This window comes from Sphingomonas sp. HITSZ_GF, from assembly GCF_029543155.1.
GTDB lineage: Bacteria > Pseudomonadota > Alphaproteobacteria > Sphingomonadales > Sphingomonadaceae > Sphingomonas.
This window is the reverse complement of record NZ_JARQXA010000006.1, coordinates 71,307-91,916: the sequence shown is the minus strand read 5'-3', so window position 1 is coordinate 91,916 and position 20,610 is coordinate 71,307. Positions and strand designations below refer to the sequence as shown.

At 67.1% G+C, this 20,610-nt stretch carries 21 protein-coding genes and 1 tRNA gene; 12 read left to right on the top strand and 10 right to left on the bottom strand.

The window, feature by feature from the left end:
* The first annotated feature begins 81 nt into the window (after nt 1-81).
* The 6 genes from P6144_RS17090 to P6144_RS17065 all read left to right on the top strand — a co-directional run bounded on the left by P6144_RS17090 (nt 82) and on the right by P6144_RS17065 (nt 3,711).
* The gene (locus P6144_RS17090; RefSeq protein WP_277769021.1) at nt 82-1,143 is read left to right on the top strand and encodes a hypothetical protein; all 1,062 of its coding nucleotides are present in this window, start codon (nt 82-84) and stop codon (nt 1,141-1,143) included.
* A gap of 207 nt (nt 1,144-1,350) precedes the next feature.
* A complete protein-coding gene (locus tag P6144_RS17085; RefSeq protein WP_277769020.1) occupies nt 1,351-1,509 on the top strand; it encodes a hypothetical protein in 159 nt (52 codons plus the stop codon).
* 194 nt (nt 1,510-1,703) lie between these two features.
* Nucleotides 1,704-2,240: a DUF3617 domain-containing protein gene (locus P6144_RS17080; protein WP_277769019.1), complete on the top strand. Its 537-nt coding sequence runs from the start codon at nt 1,704-1,706 to the stop codon at nt 2,238-2,240.
* Between the two features lie 85 nt (nt 2,241-2,325).
* Nucleotides 2,326-2,736 (top strand): hypothetical protein, encoded by a 411-nt coding sequence (locus tag P6144_RS17075; protein WP_277769018.1) that lies wholly within the window; start codon nt 2,326-2,328, stop codon nt 2,734-2,736.
* 68 nt (nt 2,737-2,804) lie between these two features.
* On the top strand, nt 2,805-3,212 hold the full coding sequence (locus P6144_RS17070) for a glycine zipper 2TM domain-containing protein (RefSeq protein WP_277769017.1): 408 nt from the start codon (nt 2,805-2,807) through the stop codon (nt 3,210-3,212).
* A 73-nt stretch (nt 3,213-3,285) separates the two neighbouring features.
* The gene (locus tag P6144_RS17065) at nt 3,286-3,711 is read left to right on the top strand and encodes an OsmC family protein (RefSeq protein WP_277769016.1); all 426 of its coding nucleotides are present in this window, start codon (nt 3,286-3,288) and stop codon (nt 3,709-3,711) included.
* Between the two features lie 1,050 nt (nt 3,712-4,761).
* Here the strand turns inward: P6144_RS17065 and P6144_RS17060 are convergent.
* Complete coding sequence (locus P6144_RS17060) at nt 4,762-5,199, bottom strand: cupin domain-containing protein (RefSeq protein WP_277769015.1); 438 nt, start codon at nt 5,197-5,199, stop codon at nt 4,762-4,764.
* A 104-nt stretch (nt 5,200-5,303) separates the two neighbouring features.
* Between P6144_RS17060 and P6144_RS17055 the strand changes: the two genes are divergently transcribed.
* The 5 genes from P6144_RS17055 (at nt 5,304) to P6144_RS17035 (ending at nt 8,581) form a co-directional block, all read left to right on the top strand.
* Entirely contained in the window at nt 5,304-5,663 is a 360-nt protein-coding gene (locus tag P6144_RS17055; protein ID WP_277769014.1) for a glycine zipper 2TM domain-containing protein, read from the top strand.
* A 105-nt stretch (nt 5,664-5,768) separates the two neighbouring features.
* Entirely contained in the window at nt 5,769-6,947 is a 1,179-nt protein-coding gene (locus P6144_RS17050; protein ID WP_277769013.1) for a glycosyltransferase, read from the top strand.
* Between the two features lie 54 nt (nt 6,948-7,001).
* Nucleotides 7,002-7,151 (top strand): hypothetical protein, encoded by a 150-nt coding sequence (locus P6144_RS17045; protein ID WP_277769012.1) that lies wholly within the window; start codon nt 7,002-7,004, stop codon nt 7,149-7,151.
* A gap of 77 nt (nt 7,152-7,228) precedes the next feature.
* Nucleotides 7,229-7,912 carry a hypothetical protein gene (locus P6144_RS17040; RefSeq protein WP_277769011.1) on the top strand — a complete coding sequence of 228 codons (684 nt, stop codon included), beginning with the start codon at nt 7,229-7,231 and terminating at the stop codon, nt 7,910-7,912.
* 42 nt (nt 7,913-7,954) lie between these two features.
* The gene (locus P6144_RS17035; protein WP_277769010.1) at nt 7,955-8,581 is read left to right on the top strand and encodes a TMEM175 family protein; all 627 of its coding nucleotides are present in this window, start codon (nt 7,955-7,957) and stop codon (nt 8,579-8,581) included.
* A gap of 25 nt (nt 8,582-8,606) precedes the next feature.
* Here the strand turns inward: P6144_RS17035 and P6144_RS17030 are convergent, their stop codons facing one another.
* From P6144_RS17030 to yajC, 5 genes are read right to left on the bottom strand one after another with little or no spacing between them, the layout of a single operon-like run.
* Complete coding sequence (locus tag P6144_RS17030; protein ID WP_277769009.1) at nt 8,607-9,728, bottom strand: DUF3089 domain-containing protein; 1,122 nt, start codon at nt 9,726-9,728, stop codon at nt 8,607-8,609.
* Between the two features lie 44 nt (nt 9,729-9,772).
* Nucleotides 9,773-10,144, bottom strand: coding sequence for an Mth938-like domain-containing protein (locus tag P6144_RS17025; protein ID WP_277769008.1), 372 nt, complete (start codon nt 10,142-10,144; stop codon nt 9,773-9,775).
* Nucleotides 10,145-10,148: 4 nt separating this feature from the next.
* On the bottom strand, nt 10,149-11,099 hold the full coding sequence (gene secF / locus P6144_RS17020; RefSeq protein ID WP_277769007.1) for a protein translocase subunit SecF: 951 nt from the start codon (nt 11,097-11,099) through the stop codon (nt 10,149-10,151).
* 14 nt (nt 11,100-11,113) lie between these two features.
* Nucleotides 11,114-12,706, bottom strand: coding sequence for a protein translocase subunit SecD (secD, locus tag P6144_RS17015; RefSeq protein WP_277769006.1), 1,593 nt, complete (start codon nt 12,704-12,706; stop codon nt 11,114-11,116).
* Nucleotides 12,706-13,044: a preprotein translocase subunit YajC gene (gene yajC / locus P6144_RS17010; protein WP_277769005.1), complete on the bottom strand. Its 339-nt coding sequence runs from the start codon at nt 13,042-13,044 to the stop codon at nt 12,706-12,708. Before yajC ends, secD begins: the two co-directional genes overlap by 1 nt.
* Nucleotides 13,045-13,199: 155 nt before the next feature.
* Here yajC and P6144_RS17005 point away from each other — a divergent pair.
* Nucleotides 13,200-13,276 (top strand) — tRNA-Pro (locus P6144_RS17005).
* 226 nt (nt 13,277-13,502) lie between these two features.
* Here the strand turns inward: P6144_RS17005 and P6144_RS17000 are convergent.
* The 4 genes from P6144_RS17000 to P6144_RS16985 all read right to left on the bottom strand — a co-directional run bounded on the left by P6144_RS17000 (nt 13,503) and on the right by P6144_RS16985 (nt 20,562).
* Nucleotides 13,503-16,223, bottom strand: a complete 2,721-nt coding sequence (locus tag P6144_RS17000) for a prolyl oligopeptidase family serine peptidase (protein ID WP_277769004.1) — start codon at nt 16,221-16,223, stop codon at nt 13,503-13,505.
* A gap of 105 nt (nt 16,224-16,328) precedes the next feature.
* A complete protein-coding gene (locus P6144_RS16995; protein ID WP_277769003.1) occupies nt 16,329-18,917 on the bottom strand; it encodes a TonB-dependent receptor in 2,589 nt (862 codons plus the stop codon).
* Nucleotides 18,918-19,009: 92 nt separating this feature from the next.
* On the bottom strand, nt 19,010-20,038 hold the full coding sequence (locus P6144_RS16990; RefSeq protein ID WP_277769002.1) for a FecR domain-containing protein: 1,029 nt from the start codon (nt 20,036-20,038) through the stop codon (nt 19,010-19,012).
* Nucleotides 20,035-20,562, bottom strand: a complete 528-nt coding sequence (locus tag P6144_RS16985; RefSeq protein ID WP_277769001.1) for a sigma-70 family RNA polymerase sigma factor — start codon at nt 20,560-20,562, stop codon at nt 20,035-20,037. The genes P6144_RS16990 and P6144_RS16985 overlap by 4 nt, the downstream gene beginning before the upstream one ends.
* Nucleotides 20,563-20,610 lie beyond the last annotated feature (48 nt).

Sequence of the window (20,610 nt, the reverse complement as noted above, 5' to 3'; positions counted from 1 at the left end):
ACCATAAACAAACCCCTGTCCTACAGCCCCCATTCCAGCATACCTAACCGGTCCTCACTCAAACCCGAGAGGACCACCCCGATGGCACTGCAATTCCCCCCGATCCCCGCCGGCATCCCGCACACCGAGAACCATCTCCCCGACACGCCCTTTCGCGAATACGCCACCTCCCCCTCCCAGCGCATCGCCGGCTGGTCGGGGGAGAAGCAGGCGGTCTTCCTCCAGGCCATCGCCGAGGGGCTTACTCCCGACCAGGCCTGCCGCCTCGTCGGCCTGTCCAAGCAATCCGCCTATGCCTTCCGCCTCTCCAGGAAAGGCACCCAGTTCGCGATCGGCTGGCAGGCCGCCCTCCTCCACGCGCGAGACACGCTGGCGGACTCGCTGATGGAGCGGGCGTTGCACGGCGTGGTCGATACGATCACCCGCGCCGACGGCAGCGAGATCGAGCGCCACCGCCACGACAATCGCCTCGGCATGGCGATGCTCGCCCGGCTCGATCGCATGGCCGACAAGGCGGCGAAGGAGACCACCCATGCCGCCGCCCGCCTCGCCGCGGAGGATTTCGCCGGCTATGTCGAGCTGATCGCGCAGGAGGCCGGCCCGGCCCGCGCCGCGCTGCTCCTCGCGCACGGCATTGGCCCCGCCAGTGAGGACGACCTCGCCCCGCTGCGCACGCTCGCCCGCGCCGACACCTGGCTGCGCACCCACACCGACCTCGCCGAGCCCATCGCCGATCTCGATCCCGCCGCCCGCGGCGACTGGTCGGGCGCCGACTGGAACCGTGCCGAGGCCGCCGGGCTGGTCGCCATCGCCCCGCTCCCCGCACCCGAGGCGAGTCAAGAGAATCAAGATTTTCCCGAGGCGGTGGAGGACGAGCCGGTCTGGTGGGACGAGGACAATGAGAGCTGGCGCACCCATTTCCCGCCGCCCGCCGATTTCCTCGGCGAGGAGGAAGGCGAATATGGCGCGGGCGATTACGCGCGCGAGCTCAGCCCCGAGGAAGAGGAGGCCGTCGAGGCCGCCGATCGCGCCGAAATCGAGGCGCGCCGCTGCGCCGAGACCGAGGCCCGCGATCGCTGGTTCGCCGCCTTGCTCGCGCCCCCGGCCGATGCCGGTCCCGGCCCCGCTGCGGAGGCTTCCTGATCCGGAAAAACGCGGGTCACTTGCATAATCGCGCAATGTTCTCTATATGGTCCCGAGGCGCTCGCTGCTGCAATGCGGCGAACCGTTTCCGGCATCCGGAACCGCAGCGCCTTTTCATCGCTTATGTGGAACTGCGCACGCATTGCGCCGTCCCGGCCGTGCATCCGCGCAAGTCCACTGGGCCAAGAACCAAAACAAAGGAAACACATGAACTTCTTCAACAAGATCCACGAAACCCAGATTACCCGCGGCGCCAGCCGTCCGTTCGAAGCCTTCGTCCCGACGCACCGCCGCCTCTTCCCCCTCGAAGCCAGCCAGCGTCAGCGCGCCATTGCCCGCGCCGCGGCGATCGAGGTGCTCGGCTAACAGCCGGGCATGTCCGGGGCCGGCATGCTGGCCTGGCCCCGGCCCATCCCCTTTTCCGTAACGCATCCGTCTATCCGGTCTTCCCCTGCGCCCAGCCGAGCGCGGCGGCGGGGCCGCACGGCGATGTCCGGCGTTCATCCCCCAGCCCCGTCCGGGGCAGGTCGGCCTGGAGAGGCCAAAATGAGGGGATATCCATGAATCGCTTCGCTCTGCTGCTGCCGCTGGCACTCGCCGCCTGCAACAACGGCCCCACCGTCACCGCGAAGAATGCTTCCGTCGAGGAAGTGTCGAACAAGGTCGCCGCGGCGCAAGGCTCCGGCAGCTTCATCTCGCCGGGCCATTGGGACGGCAAGGTCACCATCACCAAGATGGAGGCGCCGGGCATGGAGCAGATGCCGGCGGAAACCCGCAAGGCGATGCTCGACAAGATGGCCGCCGGCCAGAGCTTCTCGTCCTGCGTCACCGAAGCCGATGTCAAATCGCCCAAGGCCGGCATGTTCGGCGGCGACAAGAGCTGCCGCTACGATCATTTCACCATGGCCGGCGGCAGCATCGACGCCAAGCTCAGCTGCGAGAGCGCGGGGCAGAAGCGCGAGATGACGATCAAGGGCACCTATTCGGCGGACAGCTATCATACCGAAGTCACTTCCGATGGCGGCGCGGCGGGCAGCATGGCCGCCTCGGTCGATGCCAAGCGCGCCGGGGAGTGCACCGGCAAGGAAAACAGCTGAGGAGGGCGCGTGGGCGGCGCGGGCGGGAACGCTCGCCCCGCCCACCCGTTCAGGCCGAAATGCCTTGAACCAAAGAGGAATTCCGATGGCCACCACCCGCAAGACGACCGGCACCAGCACCACCACCCGCAAGCCTGCCGCCGCCCGCAAGACCCCGGCCCGCAAGCCGGCGGCGACGCCGCGCAAGGCACCTGCCAAGGCGAAAGCCCAGGCCAAGGCCAGCCCGGCGCCGGCGCGCACCGCCCATTCGGCGAGCATGGCGGCACTCGGCACGCTGGCGGCGGCGACGCTGGGTGCGCTGGCCTATGGTGCGTGGCGGCTGCTGCGCCGTCCGTCCGAGGGCACCGCGCCGACCGACCTGATGGGCGACGAACATCCCAACGGCTCGGACCGTGCGATCGACGCGTTCCGTCCCGATCCCACTGCCCCCGTCCCCGCCTCGGAGCGCGAGCAGTTCCGCCCGGCACTGGCGCAGCTCGGCAACAGCGTTTCATGATGCGGGCGAAACCTTTCCGGCCCCCTGCGCATTCCCCCGTGCAGAGTGGGTTCACGGAGAGAAAAGCCATGCGTATTCTGATCCTTGGAGCTGCGGCGGCGACCGCGGCGACGCTTGCCGGCTGCACCGATTATGGCGGCGGCCCCGGCAGCGGCTATGGCTATGCCAGCTACGACTATAACCGCCCCGATCCGGCCTATGGCGGCTATTATGCCGATCGCTACTACCGCGAGGGCCGCGGCTATCGTGAGTATCGGATGAGCCGCAACGACCGCGTCTATCGGGGCCAGGACGGCCGCTATTATTGCCGCCGCTCGGACGGCACCACCGGCCTGGTGGTCGGCGCCGCGGCAGGCGGTGTGCTCGGGGCGATCATTGCCCCCGGCGGCTCGGAAGTGCTCGGCGCGCTGATCGGCGCGGCGGCCGGCGGTGCGGTCGGCACCTCGGTCGACAAGGGCGAGATGCGCTGCCGCTAACCCGAAAGGGTAGCCTTCAAGCCGGGCTCCGGATCCCCTAGATCAGGGGCCCGGCAAGAAGGGAGATACTGGAATGACGACCCGCACCGCCACTGCCCGCTACGACGGCTTCGGCAAGGAAGGCAAAGGCCATATCACCACGCAATCGGGGGTGATGACCGACCAGTTCTACGGCTTCAACACCCGGTTCGGCGACGAGCCCGGCACCAACCCGGAAGAGCTGATCGCCGCCGCCCATGCCGGCTGCTTCACCATGGCGATGAGCTTCGCCCTGGCCCGTGCCGGCTTCAGCGAGGGTAGCCTCGAGACCAGCGCCGCCGTGAAGCTAGAGCAGGACGGCGACGGCTTCAGCATCACCCGCTCGGATCTGACCCTCAAGGCCTCGGTCCCCGGCCTAGCCCAGGAGCAGTTCGAAGCGCTTGCCGCCGGCGCCCACGCCAATTGCCCGGTCTCCAAGCTGCTCAAGGCAGAGAGCAAGCTCGACGCCACCTTGCTCTGAAACGGACCTGGTTCGGCTTGCAATGTAGGATTCCGCCTGCTGTCCCACTGGTATGGCGGAGGCTGACAGGCACCATGGCTTAGCACGGACAATCTGTTCCCCGGCGAAAGCCGGGGCCCAGGGTTTCTCTGCCTTGTCGCTTTGTTACCCTGGGCCCCGGCTTTCGCCGGGGAGCAGAATGCAGAACCCCTCCGCCCCGCCTCCCCCGCAACAGAAGACCCAAAAGCAAAAGGGGCCCGGCATTGCTGCCAGGCCCCGTGTCGCCGGACTTCTGCCGTGGATCCGGACGGACCGTCGGCATGGTTTCGGCGGCTCCTCGGTCCGCGCCGGCAAGGGCATGCGAACCTTGGGTCGGTCGTCGAGGCTGGCCGTTGTCCGCTCATCCCGAAGGAGAGCTGCGGTTACCAGCCTCGGCGGCCCGCTTCGTCCTCCCGGCCGGGGGCCGGAACTCGGAAGCCTTGCTGGACGCGGGTTTCTCCGTCCGATCCCTTCCGTACCCTCCGCTCGGCTTGCGCTCCGCATCGGGGCATCCGGCATCTCCGGCGGGCCGTTCCTTCGTTCCCGGATCCGGATGCTTGCGCACCGTCACCGCGAACCAGGGTATCGTCCCCTTTCCGTCTCTTCCTTCCGCCTCCAGCCATGCTTGCGCACCGCTTTCGGCCTGGACTTCGAGCAACGCTTGCGCGCCACCGTCCGCCTGCGTGTCGCCCGTCGCTTGCGCGCCGCGCGTCACTCTCGCTTCGCACCGCACTTGCGTGCCGTGCTCCGCTTCCGGTCGAGCCGTGCCCTGGCGTCCCTCGAAACAGCAGCAGCGCGTGGGCGGCACTTCCGTTTCGCAACTACCGGGGCTTTCGCATCCCCGAACCGTTCCCGAATGCGGTTTCCCGAAGGCACCTGCATCGTTCCCGGCCCGTGTAAGCATCTGATCTTGCTTTGGTTTCCCGCCGCCGGACCGTCTCGCTTACAGTCATGATGGTGTCACCGAACCCGAGTCGCGCAAAGCGGGAAATGCGCCTTCAGATATGTGAAGACTGTGGATAACGTGGAGAACTAGGCAATATTATTACGTGGAGACCAGTTGGGAGGCGCCAATTCGAACCCGGCGAAATCGAAGCCGGGAACGACGATGCAGCTCACCAGCGCCCATCCGTGCGGCGCCTCGGTCGCCTGCCAGCGATGCGCCGGGACCAGGCACTGGGGCGCATGGCCGCGGACCACGTCGCCGCCGAGCCGGGTGGTCGCCGGGTCGCGGCCCAGCGCATCGGCGATGTGCAGCTCGAGCGGACTGCCGGCGTGCCACAGCCACCATTCGTCGGCATCCACCCGGTGCCAGTGCGAGCGCTGGCCCGCCTCGAGAAGGAAATGGATCGCGGTGCCCAGCGCCCGCCCGTCCCCGCCCGGCGCCGCCCGCCAGGTCTCGCGGTACCAGCCGCCCTCGGGATGCGGGGCCAGCCCCAGTTGCGCGATGATTGCCCGTGCGTCGTCCATTGCTGCCCTTTCGCTGAACGGAACGTAGTTTTCCGTTCATGCAACCTGATCGAGATCAAGAACGTTTCGTTCCCGGTTTGCTGAAGAATATCGAGGAGTGAGACATGCGTAAGCTTATTCTGGCGCTCGGCGCGCTGGCCGTCGCGGTGCCCGCCGCGAGCGTGGTTCCGGTCGCCGCCACTGCCGCCCCCTATGCCAAGGCCGGCGTCGGCAGCGATTTCGCCCCGCAGCAGCGCTACCGCAAGCGCTATGCCTATCGCGAGTGGAAGGGCCGGGACGGCCGCCGCTATTGCCGCAAGCCCGACGGCACCACCGGCCTGGTGGTCGGCGGCGTGGCCGGCGCGCTGGTCGGCCGCACGATCGACACCCGCGGTGACCGCACCGTCGGCACGCTGCTCGGCGCCGCCGCCGGCGCCGTCGCCGGCCGCGAGATCGAGCGCAGCGGCAGCAAGAAGTGCCGCTGATCCCGTAGCGGATCCTAACGGCGGCCCGCCCGGCGATATGCGCCGGGCGGGCCGCTTCGTTTTGGCAACGCGGACATTAACCCTTGGGCGCTATAAGCCCTGGCCATGCTCCGCGTGCTCATCCTCTCGACGCTGTTCCCCGACGCCTCCCGGCCCAATTTCGGCATCTTCGTCGAGCGCCAGACGCTGTCGCTGGCGGAGCGCGACGATGTCGAGGTCCGCGTCGTCGCGCCGCGCGGCCTGCCGCCCTTTCCGCTCTCCCGGCTGGCCCGCTATGCCCGGCTCGCCACGCTGCCCGAGCGCGAGCAATGGAAGGGACTGAGCGTCCGCCGCCCCCGCTTCCTCAACCTGCCCGGCACCGGCGGGCGCTACCACGCCCGCGCCATGGCCGCAGCGGTGGCGCCGCTGCTCGAGCAGATCCGCAAGGACTTCCCCTTCGACGTGATCTCCGCCGAGTTCTTCTTCCCCGACGGCCCCGCCGCGGTGCTGCTCGGCAAGCGCTTCGGCGTGCCCGTCTCGATCAAGGCGCGCGGGTCGGACATTCATGACTGGGGCCGCCGCACGACCATCGGACCGCAGGTGGTTGCCGCCGGCCAGGCCGCGGACGGGGTGCTGGCGGTGAGCGAGGCAATGCGCGGCGACATGATCGCGATGGGCATCCCCGGCGACAGGATCGAGACGATCACCACCGGTGTCGACCTCGCCCGTTTTGCCCCGCGCGGCCGCGCCGAAGCCAAGGCCGAGCTGGGCGTCGCCGGCCCGCTGGTGCTCTCGGTCGGCGCACTGATCCCGCTCAAGGGGCACGACATCGTCATCGAGGCGGTGCGTACCCTGCCCGGCGTGACCCTGTGGATCGCCGGCGAAGGGGGCGACCGCAAGCGGCTCGAGGCGCAGATCGAGCGTCTCGCCCTGGGCGAGCGGGTCAAGCTGCTCGGCTCGGTGCCGCCCGACCGCCTCGCTGCTGCGCTCGCCGCCGCCGATGCGATGGCGCTCGCCTCGGAGCGCGAAGGGCTTGCCAATGCCTGGCTCGAAGCGATCGCCAGCGGCACGCCGGTGGTGATCCCGGATGTCGGCGGCGCACGCCAGGTGGTCACTGCCCCCGAAGCCGGCCGCATCGTCGCCCGCACCCCCGCTGCTTTCGCCGAGGCACTGGCCGAGATCATCGCCGCACCGCCCGCTCCCGCCGCCACGCGAGCCATCGCCGCCCCCTTCACCTGGGCGGCGAACAGCGCACGCTATCGCGGCTTCCTCCAGCACCTCGTCGACCGCCGCCGCGCCACCTGACGGAACCGCCCCGCTCTGCCGCCGTTTGTGTCCGAGGCGTTACGGAGTGAGAAGATGGATCCCATTCGCAATCTGCCCGAGCCCGCCGTCGAGGTGGCGCCTTTGGTCTATTACATCCTGCCGCAGGAAGAGCCGCAGATCGGCCCCGGCGATCTGGAGATCGAATTCGAGTTCGACCCCGATTTCGACGAGGATTCGGAATGATCGATTTCCGCGTTGACTAGCCCGCCCCGCTCCCTGACATTCATGACACTGAAGTTACCAGCGGCGGAGACCGAGTGATGGCGGGCAAGAAGGACAAGAAGGCGACCGAAGCGAAGCCGGAAAAGAAGGGCTTCCTTCCCAAGAGCATCGCCGGGATGAAGCTCCCCAAGGAGCTTCGCAAACAACTCGACGCACTCGCCAAGCATCCCGTGGTGAACGACCTGCTCGCCGCGGGCCTGGTGGCGCTCGCCGCCAAGCTCAAGCCCGGTGAAAAGACTGAGGAAGCCAAGCCGGCTGCCCCCGCGCCGACACCGGCTGCCACGCCTGCCGCCGCCAAGCCGGTGGTGAAGCGCGCGCGCAAGCCCGCAACGGCCAAGGCGCCGGCCAAGCCCGCTGCCGCTCCGGCGCCCGCGAAGACTGAGGCAAAGCCGGCCACGGCCAAGGCGCCCGCGAAAACTGCCGCAAAGCCGGTAGCCAAGGCACCCGCCAAGACCGCAGCGGCCAAGCCCGCGGTAGCCAAGGCGCCTGCCGCAAAGACCGAGGCCAAACCCGCCGCCGCGCCGAAGCCGACCGCCAAGGCCCCGGCCAAGCCCAAGGCCCCTGCCAAGGCGGCGGCGGTTCCCAAGCCTGCGACGACCGAGGCTGCGACACCCAAGCCCGCGCCCAAGCCGCGCAAGCCCGCCGCAGCCAAGGCGGCCGCCTCCACCCCACGCGCCACGACGCGCCGCACCAAGACGACGACGCCCAAGACGACGCGCTGATCCTCTGTTAGGGGGCCGGCAAACGGAGCAAGGGGGTATTCGATGACTGACAAGCCGCACGCCGATGGACCGGCGCACGGACTGGAGCGCATGGCGTTCTTCTCCGATGCCGTGTTCGCGATCGCGATCACGCTGCTGGTGATCGAGATCCATGTGCCGCACATCGAGCCGCCCTATACCGACCTCGCCTTTCTCGAGGCGCTCAACAAGCTGATCCCGAACTTCATCGGCTTCTTCGTGTCGTTCTTCGCGATCAGCATGTTCTGGATCGGGCACCACCGCGCATTCGATTGCGCGCGCCACTGGAGCCCCAGCCTGTTCGCGCCCAATCTGCTGCTGCTCTGCGCGATCGCGGCGATGCCCTTCTTCACCGCCTTCTCGTCCGACTATTTCGGCCACCGGGTGCCGACCGCATTCTATTGCGGCTGGATGGTGATCATCTCGATCTGCAACATCCTGGTCCAGCGCATCCTCACCGCGCCGCCGGTGGTGGGCGCGCATGTGCCGCCGGAGCAACGCCAGATGATCCGCCAGCGCGGGCTGGCGGCGCTGCTCGGCTCGCTCACCGCGTTCGTCGGGTGCCTGTTCCTCCCGTTCCTCGGCCAGATCCTGCTGATCACCATTCCGATCTGGCGCCAGCTGCTGACGCGGATCTGGCCCGCGGGCTGAGGCAAGAACCCGCGCGGCGGAGAGGCTAGCGCTTCTTCGCCCAGGCCGCGTACTGCCGCGCGGTGAGGTCGACGAGATCGCCCTGTGCCAGGTTCATGTCGATCAGGTGCAGTCCCCAGTCCTTCAGGATCGCGTTGCCGATCTTCACGTCACCCGCGATCGTATCGGTGCGCGGATCGGCGGGATCGGCGTTCACCGTCACCGCGAGATAGTTGAACCCGTCCTGCTTCACGCACTCGGCCGAAATCAGCCCCGGCACGCTGACGAAGGGCGTGGTCACCGCCGGCCCGTCCTTGCTCCAGGCATCGGCCGGGCCGGGCACCAGCATGTTGCCGCCCGCGTTCAGATAGGCGTGCATCCCCGCCTTGCCGCCGCCCAACGCCGCCGGGTTGGTGCAGCCGGCCTCGACGCCGGGCCGGTCGCCCTTGCCGAAGCGGGTATTGGCCGGCGGCGGGGAATCGGCGCGGAAGCTGGCATAGGTCACCACGCAACCGGCCTGGTCCGCGCTGCGGCACAGCGGGATCGTCGGGAACACGCCGCCCACGTCCTTGCCGATCGGCACTGGCACGGAGCTGCCGATCAGCATCGCCGAGACCAGCTGCTTCTGCGCCGGCTTGCCGTCGATCGCAGTGGCGACGAGGCGGGTGAGGATCAGCGAGCCCTGGCTATGCCCGATCAGCACCACGCCGCGGCCCTTGTTGTCATGGGCCATGTAATCATCCCATGCCGCCTTCACGTCGGCGAACGCCATCTCGCGGTCGATCTTGGGGCTGCCGCCGCCGATCACGCTGCGCAGCGCGCTGAGTGTCACCTGGCGATAGACCGGCGCGAACACCCGGCAGTGCCTGGCGAAGCGCGCGGCCTGGAATTGGGCGACGCGCTTCTCCTCGTCGCCAGGGATCAGGTCGCTGTTCGGCGTCGTGTCGAGCGAGATGGTGGGATAGACGTAGAAGCAGTCGAACTTGGGCGCGCGCGCCGCTTTGAACGGCTCGAGGCTGCGCTTGCCGTCCGCGGCGACCACCGTGGTCGACAGATCCATGCTGCACGCATCCTGGCGGCCCGGCCGGCACAGCCAGTTCGCCATGTCGCGATAATCGGGGGTATCCGGCCCTGCAGCCGCCGCCAGCGCCAGCGCGAGAATCATCATCCGAGCATCCTCCCTTTTAGCGGGAGCTTAGCTGCGGCCGGCGTTCAGTCCAGCGGGTAGAGCGCGCCGGCGATCCAGCGCAATTCGGCGCGCAGCACACCCCAGGCGCGTGCGGCCGCGCGGCTGTCCATCGCCTCGACGCCGATGCCCTTCGCCCCCAGCGCCGCGGTCAGCGCGCGCGGCGGGCGCACCAAAGTCGCGCCGGTGCCGAGCAGCAGGAATTCGGGCTTCGGATCGAGCGCGAGCAGCGGCGCCAGATCGACCTCACTCAGCTCCGCGATCGGCGGCGGCGACCAGCCATCGGCGCGCTCGGGGCTGATCAGCAGCCCTTCGTACACGCCTTCATCGACCCGGAAACCGCGCCCGGAGAAGCCGGAGATCAACGGCCCCTCCGCGCTGGCGCGCTTCACTTCCATGCGATCAGCCGACGCGCTCGGCGCCGCTCGCCGGCGAGGGCTTCTCCTCGCGCGGACCCGGCTTGAGGCCGAGGGTGATCAGCAGCGACGAGGAGACATAGATCGACGAATAGGTGCCGACGACGATGCCGAGCATCATCGCCGCGGTGAAGCCGAACAGCACCTCGCCACCGAAGATCAGCAGCGAGGCGAGCGCCAGCATGATCGTCAGCGAGGTCATCACCGTGCGGGGCAGCGTCTCGTTGACCGACAGGTCGATCAACTCGCTCATGCCCATCTTGCGGTACTTGCGCATGTTCTCGCGGATACGGTCGTCGATCACCATCTTGTCGTTAATCGAATAGCCGATGATCGTGAGGATCGCCGCGACGATGTTGAGGTCGAACACCAGGCCAGTCACCGCGAAGAAGCCCAGCGCCATCAACACGTCGTGCACGATGGCGACCGCGGTCGAGACGCCGAACTGCCACTCGTAGCGGAACCAGGAGAAGATCGCGATGCCGACGATCGCCAGGATCACCGCCAGCACGCCCTTGTTCACCAGCTCGCCCGAGACCTTGCCCGAGACGGTGGAATAGGTGGTGAAGTCGGCGTTGAACTTCGCCTTCATCTCCGCCTTCACCTTCTCGACCATCGCGTTGACCGCGTCCGGCGAGTTCGATTCGGGCACCGGCAGGCGGATGGTCACCGTGTTCTGGTTGCCGAGCTGCTGGAGCGCCGCGTCGCCGAAGCCGAGATGGTTCACCGTCGACCGGATCTCGTCGAGCTTCGGCTCGCCGGGGAACTTCTCCTCGATGGAGACGCCACCGACGAAGTCGACGCCCATGTTGAGCCCATGGATGCCGACCAGCGCGACGGCGCCGATGGTGAGCAGCATGGTGATCGCGAAGGCGATGTGGCGGACGCGCACGAACCCGATGTTCGTGTTGTCCGGGATGATCTTGAGGAGCCGCATGCGCGTCGCTTCCCTTAAATGTTGATTTCGGTCGGCCGGTTACGGCGCAACCAGATCGTGACGAGCATGCGGGTGAACACGACGGCGGTGAACACCGAAGTCGCGATGCCGATCAGCAGCACCACCGCGAAGCCGCGTACCGGGCCGGAGCCCAGGAACACCATGATCAGGCCGGCGATCGCGTGCGTCACGTTCGCCTCGAAGATGGTGCGGCTGGCTTCCTTGTAGCCCAGCTCCACTGCCTGCATCACGCTGCGTCCGCGTCGTCGCTCTTCGCGGATACGCTCGTTGATCAGCACGTTGGCGTCCACCGCGGTGCCGATCGTCAGCACGAAGCCGGCGATGCCCGGCAACGTCAGCGTCGCGTTGATCAGGCCCATCACCGCCAGGATGACCAGCACGTTGATCGTCACCGCCAGCGTCGCATAGATGCCGAAGCGGCCATAGGTCAGGATCATGAACGCGATCACGGCCACGACCGCGATGATCGAGGCAGTGATGCCGGCACGGATCGAGTCCTGGCCCAGTTCTGGGCTCACCGTCGATTCCTGCACCACCTTCAGGTCCACCGGCAGCTTGCCCGAGCGAAGCGCGATGGCCAGCTGGTTGGCGCTCTCCACGGTGAAGCCGCCGTTGATCACGGCGCTGCCGCCCAGGATCGGCTCGTTGATGTTCGGGGCCGAGATCACGACGCCGTCGATGATGATCGCGAAGGGCTTGCCGGTATTTTCCTGCGTCACCTTGGCGAAGCGCTTCGAACCGGCGCCGTTGAGCTGCAGCGTAACGCCCGGCTGGCCGTTCTGCTGGTCATAGCTCTGCTTGGCATCGACGAGCATGTCGCCGGTGATCATCACCTGGCGCTGCAGCGCGACCTTGCCGCCCTGCTGATAGGGCATCACGACATCGCCGGCGGGCACCTCGCCCGCCTGCACGGCATTGGGATCCACGGTCGTATCGACCAGGCGGAATTCGAGCTTGGCGGTCTTGCCGACCAGCGCCTTGAGCGCGGTCGGATCCTGGAGGCCCGGCACCTGGACGACGATACGATTGGAGCCTTCGCGGATCACGGTCGGCTCGACCGTGCCCAGCGCGTTGATGCGGGTCTCGATGATCTCGCGCGCATCGTTCATCGCGGTCTCGATCGCTTCGTTGACGCCAGCATCAGTGGGCGTCAGCACGAACTGCGACGAATTGACCACGGCGACGTCCCACTGGCGCTGGCCGGTGGTGCCCACGCCGGTGCCGGTGATCGCCAGCAGCTTCTCGCGCGCGGCGTCCACCTTGCTGGGGTCGCGCAGCATGAAGCTGACCTTGCCGCCCTGGATCGAGATGTCGCCGATGTCGATCTTGGGATCGCGGCGCATCTCGGCGCGGACCTGCTCCTGCATCTGGCTCAGCTTGGCCTGGCGCACGTCATCCGTGTTCGCCTCGAACAGCAGGAAGCTGCCGCCGGCAAGGTCCAGGCCCAGGTTGATCGCAGGCTTCGGGACCCAGCTCGGCCAGGTCTCGCGCGCGCTCTTCGGAAAGAAGCTCGGAACCGACAGCGCGATCATGATCGCGATGCCGGTCAGGATCGTAATGATCTTCCAGCGGGGAAAGTCGAGCATCAGTCGTTCGCGGGCTTCGCGCCGCCGGCCGGCTTCACGCTGGTGAGCGTCGCCTTGATCGCGCGGACCTTCACGTTCGGGCCGAGCTCGAGCTCGACTTCGTTTTCATCGACCTTGGTCACCTTGCCGATCAGGCCACCGCCGGTGACGACCTGGTCACCCTTCTTCACCGCGTTCACGGCGTTCTGAAGCTCCTTCATCCGCTTCTGCTGCGGGCGGATCATCAGGAAATAGAAGGCGATGAAGATCAGGACGAGCGGCGCGAGACCGAGGACGCCACCCATCGGGTTGGCCTGTGCCGCGCCTGCGGCCTGTGCATATGCTGGGGTGATGAACATGGGATCCCAATTAGCTTGATAGGGCCGGCGCGGAATCCGCTCCGTTCAAGCGCGGCGCGCTAACATGTGAACCCAGTACAAGCAACTATTGTCGCCGAGGTGCCGACTCTGGCTTGCATCCCGCGCCCGACCGGCCTAGAGGCCCCAACCTCGGTCGGGGCGTAGCGCAGCCTGGTAGCGCATCACACTGGGGGTGTGGGGGTCGCAGGTTCGAATCCTGTCGCCCCGACCATTTAAATCCGGACACCTGTCGCGTCTCCCCCCCGGTTTCGAACCGGCGCGAGATCAGGGCCCGGCAATTCCTCGGCAATCAGTGATTCGATCTCGCAGGACGCGCGACGGGTTCCGGCGCGAACCGGATGTCGTGACACGCCTGAAATCGCGCGACGACGAAAGAAGCGCCGGGCAACGACGTGCCCAGCGCTTCGACTTCGACTGATGAGAACCAGGCCCGGCGCCTAGCGGGAGCCGGGGCCTCCCGCCTTCGCCGCCGGCGTCGGGCCGCCCGGCCCGATATATTTCTCCAGCCACCCCAGGATCTCGCCATGGATGCTGCGGACATTGGCGGGCGACTGGCGAAGGCCGTGATCCTCGCCCCAATAGCGCAACAGCCGCGCGTCCTTGCCCTGGCGATAGAGGTTGAAGAAGAACTCCTCGGCCTGGCTCATCGGGCCACGGATGTCCTGCTCGCCATGGATGAGGAGCAACGGGGTGTTCACCCGGTCGACATAGTTGAGCGGCGAATTGCGCCAATAGTGCCAAAGGTCCTCATAGGGCGGCACCGTCAGCCCCACCTGGCCGGTCTCCGCCAGCCCCCAATTATCCGACTTCTCATGTTCTATCCCGGCAAAACCCCGCGCCGTGGGGTCGAACTGGCCGTAATTGGAAGTCCACTCGGTGAGGCCGGCGAGCGCGATGCCCGCCTTGAACCGGTTGGTGTAGGTGACGAGCGAATAGACGCTGAAGCCGCCATAGCTCTGCCCCATCACGGCAAGCCGGTCTGGATCGACCATCCCCAGCTCCACCACGCGGTTCACTGCCGGCATCACGCCCTTCGAAAGCTCGATGAAGTCGTCGCTCTTGCCGCGCTTCTGCAACGGCATCGACGGGATCAGCACCACATAGCCCTTCGCCGCATAGAGCTGCATGTTGTAGAAGCCGGGCCGATAGGCATCGAGCGAGGACGAGTTGAGATCGCGAATGATCATGCCCGCATAGACCCAGACCAGCGCCGGGTATTTCTTTCCGGGGACATAGTCCGGCGGCAGGATCACGCCCGCCTTCAGCGGCTGGCCGTCATCGCCAAGATAATCGACCAGCTGGATCTTGCCCCAGCGCACCTTCGCGAGATGCTCGTCGACTGACAACAGCTCGCGCGTCGTGCCGGCCCCGACGTCGCGCGCATTGATGCGCCACCCCTGCGCGGTGGGGTCGCTCGTTACCACCAGCTTGCGGTCCGGATCCGCGGCCACGACGATCGATCGCGGGCCGGTCATGGGAAGGTCCCTCACCACCGGCGATTGCGCCTTCAGGTCCACCAGCGCGTAGCGTGGCAGGCCGTCGCCGCCCTTGCCCGCAACCACGATCGACGAGACCGGACGGCTCCTGTCGGCGGGCCACATCAATGCCGGGCTGGGAGGCAGCGCAGCCGGAATGGCCTTGATCTCGCGCTTCGCGACGTCGAGGCTCCACAGCTTCCCACCGCCAAGGCCGCGGAACCGCTCGACGCCTTCATCGCGCCACAGCTCGGTCGGCGCCTTTTCGAGCGCGGCGGTCAGGTTCTCCGGGGCCGCATTAGCATCGAGCAGCCACCAGTCCTGCCGCGGCGCGGTCATGATGCCCACCGACACGCGGTACCAGTCAATGGGTTCCAGATCGGTGCCGGCGCGCACGGTGCGGGCAAGGATCCGGTTCTCGTCGAGCCAGAAGATCGGCGTGTCCATCGGCAGGCCGGTGACCCCTGCCGCCGCTCCCCCGACAGAGAGGCTATCGGGACTGAGCCGGCGGACCCGCCCGGTGTCGGTTGCCACGGCAAAGAGCGAGAGGTTGCGCGTGTTCAGGTTCGAGCGGCCGCGAAATGCGAGCTGGGTTCCGGACGGAGACCAGCCGAGCAGGTCGAGCACCAGCCCGGCGTCCTTCAGGTCGAGCCAGTGCGGCTTGGCGCCGGCGACAAGATCGACGATTCCAAACCGCTTTTCGGTGACCCAGGCCTGATAGTTGTACACGAGTTTTTCGTTGGCTTTGGGTTGAATGGCACCGGTATTCGTCAGCACCGCGACCTTTTTCCTGTCCGGCGCGATCAGGACCTGCAGGGCGCCGCGAAAGGGAAAGTCGGGAATGCCGGGAATGGCCACCGGCGCGCCGCCGGCAAGATCGAACACGGTGAGCGTGACGGTGCTCGACGCGCTGTCCGCAGGCACGACCCGCTCGGTGCCGCTGCCCGACGGGGTGAAGGTCGCCTCCTGACCGGTCCGCAGCCGATCGAGCGTCGCCGCGCCCTGCTTCAGCCCGCGCGAATAGGCATCGAGCAACCCTGAGGTCCTGCCTTCGGGCAAGGCGACCGCCAGCAGATGGCTGTTGTCGAGCCAGGTGAAGGGCGCATTGATCATCGCCCCACACTGCCGGCTGGCATCGCCGGCCGGTCCCCCGCGCAGGTCGACAGCATATTGCGGTGATCCGCCGAGGGTCTGGCTGGAGATCGCGATGTCGCTGATGCGGCGCAGCGTTCCCGTTACGCGCTCCCACACATAGAGGCGGACATTGTCCCCGCCCCGCGGCTCGTTCTTCTCCGGCCGCGTCGACAGCATCGCCAGCCGCTGGCCGTCGGGCGACCAGCTCGCGCACCAGAAGCCGGCGGCATCACCATGCCCCTGGGTCAGGTTGCGGCGCTCGCCCGTCCGGCGCGAGGTCAGCCAGATATCCGATCGGCCGGGGTCCATCTCGTAGAAGGTACGGCCATAGACTTCGCCGTTGCTTACCGGGCGCGTGGCGACCGAGGCCACCAGATCGCCATCGGGCGACAGCGCGACTTCGGTCACCTGGGTCGTGGTCAGCACGTCGTCGATCCCGAGCGGCGTCTGCGCGGCGGCACCGGACGGCTGCACCAGTGCCAATCCGGCGATCAGTCCCAGGACAGGAACCAGCAACGGGCGACGCGTCTTGGCTTCGTAAATGGGCATGGCTTCTCTCCCGCCCGGGACGCGCGGCACCGCGCCCCGGGCTGTTTGGTCAGGGTGTGAGGCGATGCCCGGCCGACACGCCGGCCGGGCCCCGGGGTCAGCGCGCTACCAGCGCTTCGCGATCTCGATCGAAAGGATCCGGCCGAGCGGCGACGCATTGGTCGGATCGAAGCCGACTCCGCTGATGAAGTTGAAGCTGTCCGCCGCGACATGCGGCGGCGCCTGGTTCAGCAGGTTCTGCGCCGCCACGGCGACCGAGATCCCCGATGCGAGCCCTTCCAGCTTCGGCGTGAACGACAGCCGGGCGTCCACCGTGGTCCAGGAGCCCACATGGTTCTGCTGGGTGGAGATGTTGTTCTGGTAGCCGCCGGTATAGTTGACGAACACGCCGGCGCCCATTTCGCCAGCCGACCAGTCGAGCCCGCCCCGGGCACGGAAGCTGGTCGGGTGGAACAGGCGGTTCGAAGTCTGCGTGACCGGGAATTCCGCGGAAATCTGCTGCTTCTCGATCAGATAACTGGCGGAACCGCTCAACGAGAAGCTGCTGATCCCGGACTTCCAGTCATAGCGGAAATCGACGTCGACGCCGCGCGACGTGACCCGTCCGATATTCTGGTAGAGCGAGTTCAGGATGAACGCGACGTTCGCCGGATCATAGGTCCCCGTGGTACGGTTCACCAGCTGGACGCTGCCGATCGCCGCGGCCTGCTCGGCGGCCGACGGGTTGTAGGTATAATAGGATGCGTAGAGCGTCGGGTTGTTTACGCCGATCGTATAGGGCGAGAAGGGAAAGCCCACCCGGTCGCGATATTTGATGACATATCCCGACACGCCGAAGCGGGCACCCTCGAGCCAGCTCGGCTTGTATTCGGCGCTCAGGTTCCAGGAATTGGAACGCTCGGGATCGAGGCGGCCATTGCTGCCGTAGAGCAGCAGGAAGGTCGACTTGCCGTTCACCGGCGTGGTCAGCGCGAACAGATAGCGTTGCGTCGCGCCATAGGTGAAATAGAGTTCCGAGGCACGGAAGGACGTGGACCAGCTCCCCCGCAGCGCCAGGTCCGGGACCGGCTTGTACAGGATGCCGATCTTCGGATTGGTCGTGCCGCCGAAATCGTTGAAATGATCGTAGCGGGCGGCAAAGCTCAGTGCGAGCTGGTTGAGCCCATCCCGATCCGCATCTTCACGGACGAGCGGCACATACATCTCGCCATAGGCAAAGGTGTCGCTGCGGGAGCCGCCGGAAATCGTCGTTGCCGACGGCGCCTGCGAGATCTGGCTGTACTGCGTCCAGCGATAGCCACCGCCGAGCGCGAGCTTCACCGGGCCCGACGGCAGCTCGAACAGCGTGCCGTTCGCGGTCGCTTCGACGCCCCGCACCCGGTTGCGATAGGTGAGCGGATTGAAATTGGTGAGGGTTCCCGCCGGCAGGGTTGTCTGCCGGCCAAGCGACACGGATTTGTCCTGTGCCAGCGTGCCCGTGACATTGCCGCTCCAGCCGCCGCCGATATCGACATTCAGCCCCGCGTTGATGCCATATTGGTCGACCTTGAAGGTCTGCGTGGCGAGATAGGCCGCGGCCGAGGACTGGCTGGTGTTCTCGCGCTTGGTGTAGAGCCCGTCGATCACCAGCGACACGCCCGAAAACAGGTCTTGCCGCAAGGCGCCGAACACCGAATGCCGGCCCTGCGCGGGCGACAGCGAATAGCTGTAGGGGCTGATCGCCGTTGTGTAGCTGCGCTGCGTGCGATCCAGTCCGTCGGTATTGGCATATTCATAGCTGAGCAGCACGCTGCCGGTCGCCCAGCGCGTGCCGCCGAGCGCGCTATATTGCTGCTGGAATGCGCCGCCATCGGTGGTGCCGGCGATGCGCGCGCGCGTCTCCAGCCCTTGATAGTCGCGTCGAAGGCGGATGTTGATGACCCCCGCGACGGCATCCGATCCGTAGATGGCGGACGCGCCGTCGGTCAGGACCTCGACGCTCTCCACCGCCGCCAGCGGGATCCCCGAGATATCCGAGCCGCCCTGATAGCCGTTGAATGCGAGCCGGTGGCCGTTGACCAGGGTCAGCGTCGAAGCCGTGCCGAGGCCGCGCAAATTGGGGCTCGATGCGCCCGTCAGGTCCTGATTGGCCGCACCGGCAGCGCTACCGACATTGCCGACATTCTGGCCGCCGCCGAAATTCTGCGGCAGCGTGCGAATGACGTCGGCGATGCTCCCGCGGCCCGAAGTCTCGATGTCTCGGCGCGTGATCCGCAGCACCGGCGACGTCGGCGAGGCACCGCGGATATTGGTGCCGGTGACGACGATTTCTTGATCCTCTGCCGGCGCATCGGCTTCCGCCAGCATGCTGTCCGCCGCTGTCGCCGCACTGCTCGCCGGCCGGATGATATAGATGCCCGATCGGCCGCGCTGCACCACGAGCCCCGATCCTTCGAGCAGCCTGGCCAGCGCCGCTTCGGAAGTGAACTCCCCCTTCAACGCGGGCGCGCTCTTGCCGCGCACCGAACCCGCATCGAACGAGACCTGCTGCCGCGTGGTGCGGGCAAAGGCCTTCAGCGCCTTGCCCAGATCCTGCGCGGGAATGTCGAAATGATAGGCGATCGTCTGGGCGCAGACCGGCACCCCCTGCGCGAAAGCCGCGATAGCTGTCAGCGCCGAGGCGCTCCGAAGTGCGACACCGATGAACTTCTGCATCTATTCCCCCCAAGCCGGGCGACCCTGCCCATGCCTAGTGAGACGTGCGGGGCGGGAGGGGAGACAGCGCAGCGCGTAAAATAAATGACGCATCACTTACGCCGGAACGTCACGATGCCGTCCGATGGCACCGCGCGCACCGGCGCCAGCGCGGTGACCGCCTCGATAAAGGCATCCACGTCCCCCGCCGTAAACACGCCGTTGACTCGTGCGGAAGCCGCCGCGGCATCGCCGACCGCAAGCTTCGTCGCCGAATAACGGTTCATCCGCAGTACCGCGGTCGACAGCGGTTCGTCGTCGAAATTGAGCTGGCCCGTTTCCCAGCTGAGCGATTGCGGAAGGTCCGCCTCTTCCACCAGTGCCTGGCTGGCGGCGCCTGCCGCTACCACCAGCTCGCGCCCGGGCAGCAGCTGATCGTCAGGCGCCGTGATGCCCGCCATGCGCTGCGGCACCGGCTTGTGGCTGGCGCGGTCGAGCACGACGACGCGGCCTTCGTACAGCAGCACATGCACCTGGCCGTCGAGTATCTCGACGCTGAACGAGGTTCCGGTCGCCACCACGATCTTGTCGCCGACGGTGACGCTGAACGGGCGCAGCGGGTCCTTTGCGACGTCGAATTTGGCCCGCCCCTGCGTCAGCGTCAGCTCGCGCCGATCCTTGTGCATGCGTACGTCGAGCCTGGTATCCGCATCGAGCGAAAGCTTCGATCCATCCTCGAGCATCGCCACGCGCCGTTCGCCCAGGCCGGTCTGATAGGCCTGGGCAGGATCCTGGAGCAGCACCAGCGACAGCATGAGCGTCATCACCAGGCAGGCGGCGACCGCACCGAACCAGTACCAGCGGGGTGCGATCCGGCGCGGCCATCGGTCTCGGCTGGCGCGGCCGAAGGAGTCGAGCGCGGCGCGGCGGAGCTGGATCAGCTCGGGGAGATTCGAAACCTCCTCCATGGCATTCCAGACCTGCGTCGCTTCGTCGAAGGCGCGGGCATTTTCCGGGTCGGCGATCCAGCGATCGAACGATGCCTGGCTCGCCGGGGCCAGCGCGCCTTCGGCGAGCGCCTGGCACCACAGGGCCGCCTGCTCGTCCCGATCGGACGACGAGGTGTCGAACGCAGTGGTCATCGATCGTCTCGCATCTTGCGGGCAAGCAGCGCCATCGCCTTGGCCACATGCTGCTTCACTGCGCTGCTGGATATGCCGAACGCGTTCGCGATGGTTTCCTGGCGCATATTCTCCACTCGGTAGAGCACGAAGATCGTGCGCGTGCGCTCGGGCATCTCGCCCAGCGCGCCGACGATCTTTGCCAGTTGATCCCGGCCCTCAACAAGCCGGTGCGGGTCGAAGTCATCCAGCTCGCGCCCCGCATCCGCCGCCACGCCGTGCCGATAGCGCTCGCGCACGAGATGCTTCCGGCTGCGGTCGATCAGCAGGTTCTGGGCGATCTGGAAGACATAGGCATCCGACGGGCGGTCCTCCGTGAGGTTCAGCATGCGCACGAAAACTTCCTGGGTCAGATCCTCGGCATCGGTCGGGTTCCGCACCCGGCGGAGAAAGAACGCCATCAACGCGGGCCGCCAGCGGCGACTGAATTGCTCCGCATTGGGGACGCTCTGTCGTTCCAAGCCAGACTCGCTCGTAGGATGCACCGTCGATTAGAAGGTAGGACGCACGAGCCGCGCGGAGGGACAGAGAAA